The following is a 17,736-nucleotide window of genomic DNA, read 5'->3' as shown; positions in this document are numbered from 1 at the left end:
GGTTATATCTGATTTGCGAACATTATCTTTGTGAACGAACCGCCAAGACGCAAAGAGCGCCCAGGAAGAGAGGAAGAGAAATGGAAAATCTTACAAATTGTTTATGGTGCTATATAGCAATCCTATTTGATTCGCGAACTCATCTTCTCTCTTCTTCTCTTTCCTCTGCGCCCTCGGCGTCCTCTGCGGTTCGTTTAAAAAATCTCACGAATCAAATGGAAATGCTATATGCTCTCACTTCTTTTTCAAGCACTAAGCTTTTATAGGTGATTAATTATGAATAATATTTCTCAAAGAATTGCTGCTTTATCTCCGGAACAACGGGCGTTACTAGAACTACGACTTAAACAAAAGGGTTTGACTCCTGTTAAAACCCAAGCAATTTCTCAACGAAAAGATTCCAAGTCGTTGCCTTTATCTTTTCATCAGCAACGGCTGTGGGTTCTTCATCAGCTAGAGCCAGATAGCCCTATTTACAACGTCCCCATCGCTATACGATTGACAGGATTTTTGAATGTAAAAGCGCTGGAACAAAGCCTGAATCAAATTCGGCAACGCCACGAAGTTCTGCAAACCCGTTTTAGAGCGGTGGGGGGGCAAGCCGTGCAGGAAAAGCTTTCAGATTTGGCGTTAAATCTGCCCGTAATTGATTTGCGGGATTTGCCTGAAAACGAACGGCAGCAGTTATTAGAAGATGTGAAAAAGGAGGAAGCGCAACGACCTTTTGACCTATCACAAGAACCACTGCTGCGAGTGAAGCTGTTGCAGCTGAGTGAGACAGAACACCTAATGCTGTTCACGATGCACCACATCGTTTCTGATGGTTGGTCTCGTGGTGTGATTATTCAAGAATTGGCAGCATTGTATGAAGCTTTTTCTCAAGGCAAGCCCTCACCTTTGCCTGAGCTTCCGATTCAGTATGCCGACTTTGCTGCATGGCAACGACAGCAGCTTGTGGGAGAAGTTCTAGAAACTCAGCTTAACTACTGGAAGCAGCAATTAACGGGTGCTTCCCCAATTCTGGAACTGCCTACAAATAGACCGCGACCAACTGTTAATACTTTTAAGGGCGCTAGGCAATTTTTCACCATTTCCCAACCGCTTGCCTTATCGCTGAGAACGTTGAGTCAGCAGTCAGAAAGCACGCTGTTTATGACGCTATTAGCGGCTTTTAACACGCTGCTTTACCGCTATACGGGGCAGGAAGACATCTCGATTGGCGCTCCCATGACCAATCGTAGCCAGAGGGAAACGGAGAATCTGATTGGGTTTTTTGTCAACACGCTAGTTTTACGCACGCTGCTGTCTGAAAACATAAGTTTTCGAGAATTGCTGGCGAGGGTGCGAGAAGTGGCGCTACAAGCCTATGCTCACCAGGATCTGTCCTTTGAAAGGCTGGTAGAGGAACTACAGCCAAGTCGCGATCGCAGTTATACACCCCTGTTCCAGGTGATGTTTGCCCTCCACACTGCCCCTAAAACAGCGTTGCAGTTACCAGGTCTGAGTTTGAGCCTTTTGGAGGTGGAAACTGGCACAGCGAAGTTTGATTTGACCCTAGAGATAACGGATACCGAACAAGGACTAACAGGGTCATTAGAGTACAACACTGACTTGTTTGATGAAGCCACGATTACTCGGATGCTGGGGCATTTTCAAACGCTGCTAGAAGGTATTGTGGCGAATCCCGATCGGCGTTTGTCGGATTTGCCCTTATTGATGGAGGCTGAAAGATATCAGTTGTTGGTGGAGTGGAATCAGACTCAGACTGATTACCCTGCCGATAGCTGCTTTCATCAATTGTTTGAACAGCAGGTCGAGAAAACACCGGATGCGATCGCGCTAACCGCACGCTCCGCGAACGCCCTCGCATTTGAAGAGCAACATCTCACCTACAAACAATTAAATGAACGTGCGAACCAACTGGCGAATTATCTGCAAAAACAGGGGATAACAACGGAATCTCTGGTTGGCATCTGTGTAGAACGCTCTTTGGAGATGATGGTCGGACTCATCGGCATTCTCAAGGCAGGGGGAGCTTATGTGCCGTTAGACCCCTCCTATCCCCAAGAGCGCCTATCTTTCATGCTGTCTGACGCTCAGATGCCCGTGTTGTTAACTCAACAGCATTTGGTCGAAAAGCTACCTCACCACACCGCTAAAGTTATTTGTTTAGATGCAGAGTGGGATTGCATTGCTCAAGAAAGTATAGCCAGTCCAGCCAGAGAAGTTAACGCCGATAACCTCGCTTACGTCATCTATACTTCCGGTTCCACAGGTAAGCCAAAAGGAACCTTGATTCCCCATCGAGGACTGGTTAATTACTTAAGTTGGTGTTCGCAAGCTTACGCCGTCGAAGCTGGGAAAGGCACTCCAGTTCACTCTTCCCTGAGCTTCGATATGACGATTACCGGGTTATTTTCACCTTTATTAGTGGGGAATCGGGTAATCTTGCTGTCTGAAGTGCAGGGTATCGAAGCTTTGAGTATGGCGCTACGGCAGGGTAGTGACTTTAGTTTAGTTAAAATTACCCCGGCTCAGTTAGATTTGCTGCGTCATCAGTTAACACCAGAAGAAGCGGCGAGTCAAACTAAAGCCTTTATCATTGGCGGCGAAAATCTTTTAGCTCAAAGCCTTGAATTTTGGCAAAAATTTGCTCCGGATACTGTATTGGTAAATGAATATGGGCCTACAGAAACTGTTGTGGGATGCTGCATTTATCAAGTTCCTTTAGGCAAGTATCAATCTGGATCGATTCCGATTGGTCGTCCGATTGCGAATACGCAACTTTATATTTTGGATAAGAATCTGCAACCTGTCCCGATTGGCGTAATTGGTGAGCTACATATCGGCGGTGCAGGAGTGGCGCGAGGGTATTTAAATCGTCCAGAACTGACAGCAGAGAAGTTTATTCCGAATCCGTTTAAAGACCTAACCCCCCAACCCCCTTCCCTGCGAGGGAAGGGGGAGTCCGGCTCTCCTCTCCTAGCAGGAGAGGGGCTGGGGGAGAGGTCGCGCCTTTATAAAACGGGGGATTTGGCGCGTTACCGAACTGATGGCACGATTGAGTATCTGGGAAGATGCGATCGCCAAATCAAGCTCAGAGGCTTTCGGATTGAACTGGAAGAAATCGAGTCGGTGTTAGCACAGCACCCCCAAATTCGAGACGTGGTGGTGCTAATTCGGGAAGATGAATCGGGACCTAAATTGGTGGCTTATGTTGTTCCTAAATCAGCAGCAGTCCCCACAGTTAGCGAATTGCGCTCTTACTTACAACAGAAACTGCCAGAGTATTCGATCCCATCTGCCTTTGTGACTTTGGAGTCTTTACCGCTCACTCCCAACGGCAAGGTAGATCGTCAAGGATTGCCATCTCCGGGGGTAGCCAGACCCAACTTAGACGATGCGTTTGTGGCACCTAGAACGCCCGCAGAGCAGGTGTTAGCGGAAGTTTGGCGCGAAGTTCTCAACCTGGAGCAAGTTGGCATCCACGACAACTTCTTTGCTTTGGGTGGAGATTCAATTCGGAGTATACAAGTGCGATCGCTTGTGCAAAACCGAGGCTTAAATTTCTCTATACAACAACTCTTCCAATATCAGACGATTTCTGAACTTGCACCACATCTAGAAGCAAGTGAAATTGAAAAGACTGCTCCCGTTGCACCTTTTAGCCTGATTTCGGAAGCAGATCGTCAAAAATTACCCAATGGAATCGAGGACGCCTATCCCCTCACCAAGTTGCAAGCGGGGATGCTGTTCCATAGCGAATACAGCCCAGAAACAGCAGTTTATCACGACATTGTAAGCTTCCAGGTGCAAGCAACTTTTGACCTCGAAGCATTGCGAACAGCTATCAAATATCTAATCAGTCGTCATGCAGTGTTACGCACCTGCTTCGATTTAACTACTTTCAAAGATCCTCTACAACTTGTTCATCAGACAGTTGAAGTTCCTCTGCAAGTAGAGGATTGGCGTCATTCTGAAGCAGATGCACTCACTCACTGGTTTGAAATCGAAAAAAGCCGAAACTTTGATTGGACTCGTCCGCCGCTACTGAAATTTCACGTACATCGCCGCAGTGAGGCAACCTTTCAACTTACTCTCAGCTTCCACCATGCGATTCTCGACGGTTGGAGTGTCGCTTCTTTATTCTCCGAGTTGTTTCAACAGTATTCTGCCTTGCTAGAAGGCGAAGAAACGCTGGAAGTTTTGCCATCACCCGTTAGTCATTTCCGAGACTTTGTATCTTTAGAACGGGAAGCGATCGCTTCCGAGGAATGCCGCCACTTTTGGAGCGAAAAGTTAAAAGACAGCACGATTACTAAACTGCCTCGCTGGTTTCCTCCCACTGAAGAAACGCATCAAAAGAAATCCTGCGCGGAGGAAATTTTCCTCTCTTCTGAGACTTCCTCAGGTTTAAAGCAACTCGCTGAATCCGCAGGCGTTCCCCTAAAAAGTGTTCTGCTTGCAGCACATCTGCGAGTATTAAGTTTATTGAGCGGTCAATCAGCCGTTTTAACTGGGTTAGTCTCTAATGGCAGACTAGAAAAAGAAGATGGTGAAAAGGTTATCGGACTTTTCTTAAACACCCTACCCTTTTGTCAAGAATTGCCAGGAGGAACCTGGATAGACTTGGTAAAACAAACCTTTGCTTCTGAGCGGGAATTGCTTCCTTTTCGCCGTTATCCTCTACCAGAATTGCAGAAAGTCTTGAATCGGCAGTTGCTTTTTGAAACAGCTTTTAACTTTACGCATTTTCATGTTTATGAAAGTTTTTTAGGTTTGGAAAAGATTGAGATAGTAGATGCAGCATTTTTTGAGGAAACAAATTTTGCTTTAATTGCTAATTTTGTCTTGAATCCGGTAAGCGATCGCGTTCAAGTAAAGCTGGAATATCAAGCCTCATTTTCTCAAGAGGAAAGAGAGGCGATTAGGGGATATTACGCTAAGACTCTTGAAGTCATGGTAAGCCAACCTTCGGCACGTTATGAGTTATCCACTCTGCTTTCTGAGCAAGAACAACATCAGTTACTCGTAGAATGGAACGACACTCAAGTTGACTACCCGAAAGATGCGTGTCTCCATCAATTATTTGCTGCTCAGGTAGAAAAAACACCAGATAATATTGCTGTTGTTTTTGAAGGAAAACAATTAACGTATCGGGAATTAAATCAACAAGCTAACCAAGTAGCGCATCGCTTGCAAAAGCTAGGCGTAAAAACAGAAGTTTTGGTTGGTATTTGTATGGAACGCTCCCTAGAAATGGTGGTGGGACTACTTGGCATTCTGAAAGCAGGTGCAGCTTATGTTCCGCTAGATCCATTCTATCCTCCAGAACGCCTAGCTTTTATGCTAGAAGATGCTGGGGTTCCCGTGCTGTTAACTCAACAGCATTTAGTTGAAAATCTTCCCAAACACAATGCTCAAGTTTTATGTCTCGATACAGATTGGGAAATCATTGCCCAAGAGAGCTTAGAAAATCCTTCTAGCAGGGTGACGGCAGAAAATTTAGCTTACGTTATTTATACCTCTGGCTCCACAGGAACTCCCAAAGGGGGGATGAATACCCATCGCGGTATCTGCAATCGCTTATTGTGGATGCAAGATACTTATCAACTAACACAAACTGACCGAGTTTTACAGAAAACCCCCTTCAGCTTTGATGTTTCTGTATGGGAATTCTTTTGGCCTTTGATAACGGGTTCTCGTCTGGTTGTCGCTAAACCAGGAGGACATCAAGATAGCGCTTATTTAGTGGAGCTGATTGCCCAGGAAGAAATCACTACGATTCATTTTGTGCCGCCAATGCTTCAGATTTTCCTAGAAGAGTTGGAAGTGCAAAAATGTCAATGTCTCAAACGAGTGATTTGCAGTGGTGAGGCTTTATCCTACGAACTTCAACAACGGTTCTTTGCGCGGTTGGACGCCCAATTACACAATCTTTATGGTCCAACGGAAGCAGCCATTGATGTCACGTATTGGGCTTGTCAACGGGAAAGCGAACTCCCTATCGTTCCGATTGGTCGCGCGATCGCGAATACTCAACTTTATATCCTCGATAGGCACCTGCAACCTGTCCCAGTCGGTGTACCTGGGGAACTCCACATCGGCGGCGTTGGCTTAGCGCGAGGCTATCTCAATCGTCCTGATTTGACACAACAGAAGTTTATTCCTAATCCGTTTAAAAACCTAACGATTCAGCCCGATTCCTTAGCAGGGGACTCTTTGGGGGAGAGTCGCTTATACAAAACTGGAGATTTGGCGCGTTATCTACCTGATGGCAACATTGAGTTTCTTGGCAGGATTGACAATCAGGTAAAACTGCGGGGTTTCCGCATCGAACTGGGAGAAATTGAAGCAGCGCTAATGCAGCACCCAGCTATACGAGAAACAGTAGTTTTGTTGCGGGAGGATAACCCAGGTGACAAGCGTTTAGTCGCTTACATTGTGCCGAAAGAACAAGCACCCGACATTCACGATCTACGGGACTTCTTGAAGCAGAAACTGCCGAGTTATATGGTGCCATCTGCGTTTATGTTTTTAGAGGCGTTACCTTTAACTGCAAATGGCAAAATCGAACGTCGAGCATTACCTGCACCGAAAAATCTATCTTTATCAACAGTTGCTTATATACCTCCCCGGAATCCGTTTGAAGAAAAACTAGCGCAACTTTGGGCTGAAGTTCTCGACCTTGAGCGGGTAGGCATTCACGACAACTTCTTTGAGTTAGGCGGTAACTCTTTAGTCGCAACTCAACTGATTTCTAAGGTGCGTCGCACATTTCAAGTAGAAATTCCTTTGCGAAATCTATTTGAGTTGCCAACAATTGCTGGACTTGCTGAAAGCATTTCACAAACCAAAGAGAGTAACGCTGATGCTCAGGAAGCGGCGATTCAGCCAATTTTCAGAACGGCTCGACGCGGTTCCCATAATCAATCAAAAAAGGGAGAGTAAACGATGACATTGCATTCTTCCTGGGATGCTACAACAGACATTCAAGAAGACGATATTTTCGTTCTTCCGACTTCTTTTGCACAAGCAAGATTGTGGTTTCTGGATCAATTTGAACCAGGCAGTCCTTTCTACAACATTCCTGCCGCTGTCCGCCTTACAGGGAAGCTGAACATTGCTGCTTTGGAGCAAAGTCTCAATGAAATGGTGCAACGCCATGAAGCTTTGCGGACGACGTTTGCGGTTGAAGATGGTCAGCCAGTGCAAGTTATCCGAGCCAGCTTGACTCTAAACTTGCCGATTGTAGATTTAACAGCGCTACCTGCAAGTGAGCGAGAAGCTGAGATTTATGCAAGAGCAAATGAGGAAATCCAACAACCTTTTGATTTAACTAAAGTTCTTCTGTGGCGAGTCACGCTGTTACGACTAGATGAAGCAGATCATGTGTTGCTACTGACCATGCACCATATCATCTCGGATGGTTGGTCTTTGGGTGTGTTTCTGCGAGAAATGGCAGCACTTTACGAAACCTTTTCTAATAGCAACCCCTTACCGCTTCCGGAACTTCCAATTCAGTATGCAGACTTTGCTGTTTGGCAGCGCGACTGGCTTCAGGGGAAAGTTTTGGAAACTCAGCTTAATTACTGGAAACAACAATTGAGCGGTTCTTTGCCAGTGCTGCAACTGCCAAGCGATCGCCCTCGACCTGCTATTCAGTCTTACACGGGGAAAAAGCAATTTTTTGTCCTCTCCAAAACCTTGACAGCAGCGCTCAAATCTCTAAGTCAGCAAACGGGTGTGACTTTGTTTATGACAATGCTGGCGGCATTCAAGACGCTAGCACACCGCTACACAAACCAAGATGACCTGATTGTGGGGAGCGCGATCGCTAATCGCAATCGAGAGGAAGTTGAGGGACTAATTGGGTTATTTGTCAATACCTTGGTGCTGCGAACAGATTTAAGTGGTAATCCCACTTTCAAAGAGTTACTAAATCGAGTTCGGGAAGTAACGTTAGGTGCTTATGCTCACCAGGATTTGCCCTTTGAAAAGCTAGTAGAAGAACTCCAACCAGAGCGAGATTTGAGCCAAAATCCTCTATTTCAAGTGTGGTTTGCTCTTAACAACGCTCCGATGCCAGCCATGCAGCTAGCATCGGGACTAACCCTAACTCCCTTGGAAGTGGACAGCGGCACTGCACAGTTCGATTTGAGCCTGGATATGGTCGAACGGGGAGAAGAACTGATTGGCTCGTTTGAGTACAATACCGATTTGTTCGACGCAACCACGATTACTCGCATGGTGGGGCATTTTCAAACCTTGCTGGAAGGTATTGTTGCTGATTGCGATCGCCCCCTATCACACTTGCCATTACTAACAGAAGCCGAACAGCATCAGTTGCTAGTTGACTGGAATGACACCCAAGCGAATTACTCTCAAAATCTCTGTATTCATCAGTTATTTGAAGCGCAGGTAGAGAAGACACCAGATGCAGTTGCCGTTGTATTTGAGAACCAACAACTAACTTATGCAGAACTCAATGTAAAGGCGAATCAACTAGCGCATCACTTGCAAAAATTAGGGGTCAAACCAGAAGTTTTGGTTGGCATCTGTGTAGAACGCTCCCTAGAGATGATCGTCGGAATTTTAGGCATTCTCAAAGCGGGGGGCGCTTATGTACCGCTAGACCCTGCGTATCCTTCAGACCGCTTAGCTTTCATGTTGTCAGATACCCAAGTGCCTGTGTTGCTGACTCAAAATTGGTTGTTAAAGAGTCTGCCTCAACATGAAGCAAAAGTTGTGTCTCTGGATGCAGATTGGGAGGTAATTTCACAAAATAGTACCAAGAATCCACTTACCAAAGTGGCTGCCGAGAACCTGGCATATATCATCTATACCTCCGGTTCTACTGGCAAAGCTAAAGGAGTGATGATTCAGCATAGCAGCCTGGTTAGTATCTATCTAGCTTGGGAAGAAACTTATCAACTTCGCGCTGCATCAAGTTGTCACCTTCAGATGGCGAATTTCTCCTTTGATGTATTTACAGGAGACTTCGTTCGCGCCTTATGTTCTGGTGGGAAGTTGGTTCTGTGTCCCCGCGAATTCTTACTAGAGCCGCCAAAGCTTTATGAGTTGATGATCCAGGAAAAAGTGAATTGTGCGGAATTTGTTCCGGCTGTTTTAAGGGGTTTAGTTCAATATGTAGAAGATAACAAAAAACGTCTCGATTTTATGCGGCTGCTAATTTGCGGCTCTGATAGTTGGTATGTACGAGAGTATGAAAGAAATCGCAAATTTTGTGGAAGTCAGACGCGACTGATTAACTCTTTTGGCTTGACAGAAGCCACGATTGATAGTTCTTATTTTGAAGGGACGTCTAATTTATCGAGTGAGCAGTTAGTACCAATTGGGCGTCCCTTTACCAACACTCAGCTTTACATCTTAGACTCCCATTTACAGCCACTACCTGTCGGCATTCCTGGCGAATTGTACGTTGGCGGTGCTGGCTTGGCGCGGGGTTATCTCAACCGTCCTGAGTTGACACAAGAGAAGTTTATTTCTAATCCTTTTAGAGTCAGAACCTCACCCCCTAGCCCCCTCTCCGCTTGCGGAGAGGGGGGACAAGAAATCTGTAATGAGCCAGAGTCCCGTCTCTATAGAACTGGAGATTTGGCGCGGTTTCTGCCTGATGGGAATATTGAGTTTATTGGCAGAATTGACTATCAAGTAAAAATTCGCGGCTACCGGATTGAGCTAGGAGAAATTGAGGGGGTGTTAAGTCAACATCCTGCGGTGCGTGAGGCTGTGGTTTTAGCTGGCGAGAATGAACCTGGAAACCAACGCTTGATTGCTTATATAGTGAGGAATATTAGTAATGTTGAATTAAGGCAAACGCACGGCTGCACGTCCCTACAAGATTCAGAATTAATTAAAGAATTGCGTGGTTTTTTTAAGGAAAAGCTACCGCATTATATGGTGCCATCGGCTTTTGTGGTGTTGGAGACTTTACCACTAACACCTAATGGCAAATTAGATAGGCGATCGCTTCCAGTTCCCGATCCCACTCGTTCCCAAGTCGAAGCAGCTTATACGGTACCTCAAACCATCACCGAGGAAGTTCTCGCAAGAGTTTGGTCGCAGGTTCTGGGAGTTGATAAAATTGGCATTCACGATAACTTTTTCGAGTTAGGTGGAGATTCGATCTTGAGTCTTCAGATAATCTCTAAAGCGCGTGATGTTGGGCTACAACTAACACCAAAACAGATTTTTCAATATCAAACAATCGCAGAGTTAGCGGCGGTAGCAGGGACGACGCAGACGACAATTGAAGCGGAACAAGGCATCGTAACTGGAACGGTATTTTTAACACCCATTCAACAATGGTTTTTTGAGCTAAATCTACTCGATGCTCACCACTGGAACCAGGCAGTTTTGCTAGAAACCAGGCAAAAATTGAATGTTACTTGGTTAGAGAAGTCAGTACAGGCATTACTGAGACATCACGATGCACTTCGATTGCGCTTTGTTAAGGATGCATCCGGTTGGCAACAGTTTCACGCTGATGTTGATGAAGTAATACCACTCATCAAACTTGATTTTTCTAACCTGTCAGCAACTCAGCAAAAACAAGCGATTGAAGATACGGCTAATGAACTTCAAGCTAGCTTAAATTTATCTGAAGGGTCGCTGATTCGAGTAGCTTTATTTGAGCTTGGCGACAATCAGCCGAACCGTTTACTAATTGTCATTCATCACTTAGCGGTTGATGGTGTTTCCTGGCGAGTTTTACTTGAAGATTTACAGACAAGTTACGAACAAATCAGTCAAGGCAAATCAATTCAGTTTCCGCCTAAAATAACTTCGTTTAAACAGTGGTCTGAACAACTACGAGAATATGCAAATTCAGCCGCATTAAAGCAAGAACTAAATTATTGGCTAACAGAATTGCAAAAACCGATTTCTTGCTTACCCATAGATGCTAACGGAATAGATGCTAACGGAATAGATGCTAACGGAATCAATACAATGGATACGGCTCAAACTGTATCCGTTAGCTTGAGTCAAGAAGAAACTCAAGCTCTATTACAAGAGGTTCCCAAGGTTTATAACACCCAAATAAACGATGTGTTACTAACCGCTTTGGGACAAGCTTTTTCACAATGGACGGGGATGGATTCGGTTCTCGTGGATCTGGAAGGACACGGACGAGAGACGTTCTCAGAATCAATCGATTTATCCCGCACTGTAGGCTGGTTTACTTCAGTCTTTCCTGTGCTGCTGAATGTAGGTAAAAATTGCAAACCCGGAGAAGCTTTAAAAGCAGTTAAAGAACAACTCCGCCGGATTCCCAATCGTGGCTTTGGCTATGGTGTGTTGCGCTACCTCAGCAGCGAAGAAGTCGCCTTGGCACTAAAAGCATTGCCTCAAGCGGAGGTAACTTTCAACTATCTTGGTCAATTCGACCAAAGTTTACCGCCATCCTCGCTATTTAAAATCGCCTCTGAATCTACTGGAAACCTTTACAGCCCACGGGGAAGCCGAGCCTATCTATTAGAAATTAATGGATTAGTTGCAGTCGGTCAACTGCGCCTGGAATGGAGTTTTAGCGAATCGGTACATCGCCGGGAAACAGTGCAGCGACTGGCAGAGGGATATATAGAGGCGTTGCGATCGCTTATTACCCACTGTCAATCTCCAGAAGCAGGTGGCTACACTCCCTCAGACTTTATCGCCGCCAAAGCTAGTACCAGCGACTTCGATAAGTTGCTTGCCCAAATTAGTCAATCTACCAAAGGCAGCCGCCATGAAAGTTGAAAATCTAGAAGACATTTACGAACTTTCACCGATGCAGCAGGGGTTGCTGTTTCATACGCTGTACGCCCCGGAATCGGGAATGTATTTCGAGCAGTATAGCTGGACGGTGCAAGGAGATTTTAATGCCTTGGCGTTTAAGCAAGCTTGGCAAAGCGTAATCGACAGACATCCGATTTTGCGGACTGCCTTCTTTTGGCAAGATTTGGAAAAGCCCTATCAAGTGGTGTACCGCCAAGCTGAACTAATTTGGCAGGAACAAGATTGGCGGCATTCGCAGGAGTTGCAAGCAGAACGCTTAGAAATGTTTTTGCAGGCAGATCGCGATCGCGATTTCGACCTTTCCCAAGCCCCCTTGATGCGTCTCGCCTTGATTCGGTTGGCAAATGATACCTATCAAGTGGTTTGGAGCCATCACCACATCCTTTTAGATGGTTGGTCGGGTCCCCTGGTATTTCAGGAAGTTTACGCCTTTTATCAAGCCTTCTGCCAAGGTCAAGAATTACACCTAGAACGCCCCCGTCCCTTCCGGGAATACATTACCTGGCTACAGCAGCAAGATTTGTCGAAAGCGGAAGCATTCTGGAGAAAGACACTGCAAGGCTTTACCGCACCGACTCTTCTAGGACTAGACCGGATGCACAATCAGGCGAGTCTAGAAAACAACGAGAACGAGCAGCAAATGAAGCTATCGCAGGCTGTCAGCGCTGCTCTGGAAGCCTTAGCACGTCAGCATCGCTTAACGATTAACACCTTAGTGCAAGGAGCCTGGGCGATTCTGCTGAGTCGCTACAGTGGCGAACAGGATGTAATTTTTGGGGCGATTTCTTCTGGGCGTCCAACCGATTTAGTGGGGGTGGAATCGATTGTCGGGATGTTTGTCAACACCTTGCCAATGCGGGTATATGTCAATCCCGAAGCCGAACTTTTGCCCTGGTTAAATCGTTTTCAGGCTCAACAAGCAGAAATGCGTCAGTACGAGTATAGCCCTCTCGTCAAAATTCAGGGATGGAGTGAAATTCCTGCCAACGTATCTTTCTTTGAGAGCATTGTCACCTTAGAAAACTATCCCGTCGAGCCTGAGCAATGGGAAGAGAATCGGAACCTGAAGATAGACAATTTGCGGATTTTTGAGAAGACAAACTATCCCCTAACCATCATGGCAGGAACGGGAGCGAAATTGTCGATCAGGATTTTATGCGACGATCGCCGTTTTGATGCCGCCACAATTACTCGGATGCTGGGGCATTTCCAAACATTGTTGGAAAGTATTGCAGCTAATCCTAATCAGCGTCTTGGCGACTTACCAATTTTGACCGCCGCAGAACGGTATCAGTTGTTGTTGGACTGGAACAATATTCAGGCGCAGGATAATGTAGAGACACGATTAATCGCATCTCTACAATCGATTCATCAGTTATTTGAACAACAGGTACAAAAGACACCTGATGCGGTTGCGGTAATTTTTGATAATCAACAGCTAACTTATACCGAACTCAATAGTCGAGCGAATCAATTAGCGCATTACCTGCAAAAACTCGGCGTGAAACCAGAAGTTTTGGTTGGCGTCTGCATGGAACGCTCTTTGGAAATGGTGATTGGACTTTTGGGGATTCTCAAAGCAGGTGGTGCTTATGTACCGCTAGATCCCAAGTATCCCCAAGAACGCTTAGCGTTCATGTTAGAGGATACGCAAGCATCGGTATTGTTGACGCAACAGCAACTGATTGAGAGTCTTCCTAAACACAATGCGAAGGTTGTTTCTCTAGACTCTGACTGGGACATGATTGCTCAGTCAAACCCGGAAAATCCTGCCACTCAAGTAAGCGCAGATAACCTCGCCTACATCATTTATACTTCTGGTTCTACTGGCAAACCGAAAGGGGTTGCGATCGCACATTACAACACTGTGGCGCTAATTGATTGGGCGAAAACAGTGTTTACACCAGCGGATATGGCAGGGGTTTTGGCTTCTACTTCTATCTGCTTCGACTTGTCAGTTTTTGAATTGTTTGTGCCCTTAAGCTGTGGTGGTACGGTCATTCTGGCTGAAAACGCCTTGTATTTGCCGACTTTACCAGTGGCGGATCGGGTGACGTTAATCAATACTGTGCCCAGTGCGATCGCGTGCTTACTCCGAGATAACGCTATCCCCGCAACAGTCCGCACCGTGAATCTTGCTGGCGAACCCCTGCCAAATCACCTGGTGCAGCAACTCTATCAGCTAAACCACATCCAGCAGGTATTTAATCTCTACGGGCCTTCGGAAGATACTACCTATTCAACATACGCCTTAATCGAACGCGGTAGCCAAGGCACTCCGCCTATTGGTCGCCCGATTGCCAATACACAAGTCTATGTATTGGATAACTCTCTACAACCTGTCCCCATCGGCGTTGCTGGCGAACTCTATCTTGGCGGTGCAGGACTGGCGCGAGGTTATCTCAATCGTCCAGAACTGACAGCCGAAAAGTTTATTGCCAACCCATTTAATCAAAACCTAACCCCCCTGCCCCCTTCCCTACGAAGGAAGGGGGAGCCTGACGCCCCTGCCCTACTAGGGGATGGATTGGGGGAGAGGTTGCGCCTCTACAAAACAGGAGATTTAGTTCGTTATCTTCCTGACGGCAACCTAGAGTTTTTAGGTCGAATTGACCATCAAGTTAAAATTCGCGGCTTCCGCATCGAACTAGGGGAAATTGAGGCTGTATTGGCTAAACATCCAGCGATTGAGCAAACCGTTGTATTGGCTCAAGAGGACGACCTGAATACTCAGCGTCTTGTTGCTTATTTGACAACAAAACAACTTCCTCAAGATTTAGATAAATTGCCAGAAACACAATGGCATTCTGAGCAGGTATCGGAATGGGAAACAGTCTTTGAAAAGACTTATCACCAAAATTCCAATATTCAAGAAGATACTTTGAATATTAGTGGTTGGAATAGTAGCTATACAGGCTTACCAATTCCAGCCGAAGAAATGCGGATGTGGGTTGACTGCACTGTTGAGCAAATTCTCGCCTTAAAACCCTCTCGCGTTCTTGAAATTGGTTGTGGTTCGGGTCTACTTTTGTTTCCCATTGGCCCTCATTGTTCTCATTACTTGGGCACCGACTTCTCTCAATCTGCACTTGACTATGTTCAGCAGCAATTAACAACGCAAAACCTGCCCCAGGTAACGCTAGATAGACGACTGGCAGATAACTTTGAGGGAATAGAAGCGGGTGCCTTCGACGTGGTGATTATTAACTCCGTGATTCAGTATTTCCCCAGCACTGACTATCTGTTGCGCGTCTTGGAAGGCGCTGTAAATGCTGTGAAGCCAGGTGGTTCTATCTTCATTGGGGATGTGCGTAGCTTGCCGCTATTAGAAGCTTTCCATGCTTCTGTACAACTGCATCAAGCTCCCTCTAACCTTTCTATAACTGAATTACGGCAGCGCATCCAAAAACGCTTACAACAAGAGCAGGAACTAATTACCGATCCGGAATTTTTCAGAGCACTGAAGCATGAATTTTCCAAAATTAGTCACGTCCAAATTCAACCAAAACCAGGTAAATACCAGAATGAATTGACCAAGTTTCGCTACGATGTAATTCTTAGAATCGGCGCTGAAGTCGATTGTCTGCAAGATTTCCCTTGGCTAAATTGGCAGAAGCAAAATTCGACTCTTGGTATTCGTCACTTACTGGAAGAAACCAACCCAGAGATTTTGGGAATCACGGGAATTCCTAATGCGCGTCTGGTATTTGAGATGAAAACTTTAGAATTGCTAGCTAAAAATGATGGGGGAGGAACTGTTGCAGACTTGCGAAAATCACTGCAAAAAAGCAATACGCAATATGGAATTGAACCGGATGAGATTCAGGCTCTAGGTCAAGACTTATCTTACTGCATTCACCTTAATTATTCCGGCGACCATTACGATGTAGTGTTTGTACAAAAGACATTAGCATCTCCAGACAAAGTTCTAGCATTCTTGGAAACAAGTGCCAAAGTAAAACCTTGGAGAAACTATGCGAATAATCCGCTGCAAGGAAAACTAACTCGTGAATTGGTTCCTCAATTGCGTGATTATTTACAGGAAAAGCTGCCGGAATATATGGTGCCTTCCAACTTTATTTTGTTGGAAGAATTTCCCCTAACTCCGAATGGTAAAATCGATAGGCGATCGCTTATTACTCTCAGCCAATTCCGCCCAGAACTGGAAAAAACCTTTGTTGCGCCACGTACACCAATTGAACAAGCAGTTGCCAATATTTATGCCCAAATTCTAAATCTGCAGCCGGTAGGTTCCTCTGATAACTTCTTTGAATTAGGCGGTCACTCGCTACTCGCTACGCAAGTAACTTCCCGGTTGCGAGAAACATTCCAATTCGAATTACCGCTACGGACTTTATTTGAGTCACCAACTGTTGCGGAATTAGCTGAAGTAATTTCCTCAACTCAGCAAGCAAAACAAAGTTTAGATTCTAGTTCTATTCCGCGTGTTTCCCGGAATCAGCCACTACCGCTATCTTTTGCTCAACAACGGCTGTGGTTTCTCGATAACCTGGAACCCGGTTCGCCTGACTATAATATTCCTGCACCAGTTCGCCTGGTAGGGCAATTAGACATTGCGGCGCTAGAGCAAAGCTTTAACGAAATTGTGCGGCGACACGAAATATTTCGCACCCGTTTTGTGATGGAAGGGCAACCGATTCAAGAAATTGCTCCTGCTATGAAAGTGACATTTCCTATTATCGACTTGCAAGCTTTTCCAGAGGCGGATCGAGAAGTAAAAATTCAACAACTAATTGCCCAAGAAGCATTACAACCCTTCGATTTAACTCAAGCACCGCTGTTTCGGATTCAACTGCTGCAACTCGGTGAGGAAGAACATATTTTAGTTTTAGTTCTGCACCATATCATCTTCGATTTGTGGTCAATTGGGGTGCTGCTGCAAGAAGTGACTGAACTCTACAAAGCGTTTACAACTGGGGAAATTTCTGTGCTGCCTGAATTACCGATTCAATACGCCGATTTTGCGGTTTGGCAGCGGCAATATCTCCAGGGAGAGGTACTGGAAAAACATTTAAGTTATTGGAAACAACAGTTAGGCGGAAACTTACCAGTTTTAGAATTACCGAGCGATCGCTCTAGATCCGCCGTTCAGTCAAATCGAGGTGCTATCCATTATTTGGCTTTCCCCAAAGATTTGAGCGATGCAATTCAAGCTTTCAGTCAGAGGGAAGGAGCTACCTTATTTATGACGCTTTCGGCGGCGTTTAAAACCTTGCTCTATGCCTACACGGGACAGCAAGATATCCTCATCGGCTCGCCGATTGCTAATCGCGATTGCGTTGAACTAGAATCACTAATTGGCTTCTTTGTCAATACTTTAGTTCTCCGCACTGATTTATCTGGAAATCCCAGCTTTCGAGAATTATTAGCGCGGGTGCGCGAAGTCACTTTAGGCGCTTATGTTCACCAAGATTTGCCGTTTGAAAAGCTAGTAGAAGCGTTACAGCCCAATCGCAAACAAAGTGAATTTCCCTTATTTAAAGTCTGGTTTGCGCTGGAAAATGCCCCCATCCCAGACGTAAAACTTCCAGATTTAACCCTGGGTCCAGTTGAGTTTTACAGCGGTATCGCGCGATACGACTTAAGGCTGGGTTTAACGGAGACACCCACAGGTTTGAAAGGCTCATTCGAGTACAAAGCCGAGTTATTTGATGCTGCAACGATTGCTCGAATCGTCGGAAATTTAGAAGCTATTCTGCGACAAGCCGTGGCCCAACCAAACATTCGATTAGAACAACTTGCAAGTGCGATCGCGCAAGCTGAACAACAACAGCAAATCGCCCAAGAAAAAGAACTAGCACAGACAAGTCTGCAAAAGTTAAAGCGAGTCAAACGCAAGGCAATGCACGGATAGAAACGCGCGGAAATAAATTTCCGAGCTAATAGCAGAAGTCCATTAAAACGGACTAATAC

Annotated in this window: 3 protein-coding genes; all 3 read left to right on the top strand. The window is 45.6% G+C overall.

Going from position 1 to position 17,736, the window contains the following annotated elements:
• The first annotated feature begins 276 nt into the window (after positions 1–276).
• The 3 genes from H6F52_RS01070 to H6F52_RS01060 are packed head-to-tail and all read left to right on the top strand — an operon-like array spanning position 277 to position 17,677.
• On the top strand, positions 277–6,951 hold the full coding sequence (locus H6F52_RS01070) for a non-ribosomal peptide synthetase (protein ID WP_190531352.1): 6,675 nt from the start codon (positions 277–279) through the stop codon (positions 6,949–6,951).
• A 3-nt stretch (positions 6,952–6,954) separates the two neighbouring features.
• A complete protein-coding gene (locus H6F52_RS01065) occupies positions 6,955–11,763 on the top strand; it encodes a non-ribosomal peptide synthetase (protein WP_190531349.1) in 4,809 nt (1,602 codons plus the stop codon).
• The gene (locus H6F52_RS01060) at positions 11,753–17,677 is read left to right on the top strand and encodes a non-ribosomal peptide synthetase (protein WP_190531346.1); all 5,925 of its coding nucleotides are present in this window, start codon (positions 11,753–11,755) and stop codon (positions 17,675–17,677) included. Before H6F52_RS01065 ends, H6F52_RS01060 begins: the two co-directional genes overlap by 11 nt.
• Positions 17,678–17,736: the final 59 nt, after the last annotated feature.

Origin of the sequence: Coleofasciculus sp. FACHB-542 (assembly GCF_014695825.1) — a bacterium.
Lineage (GTDB): Bacteria > Cyanobacteriota > Cyanobacteriia > Cyanobacteriales > FACHB-T130 > FACHB-T130.
This window is presented reverse-complemented; position numbering and strand designations above follow the sequence as displayed.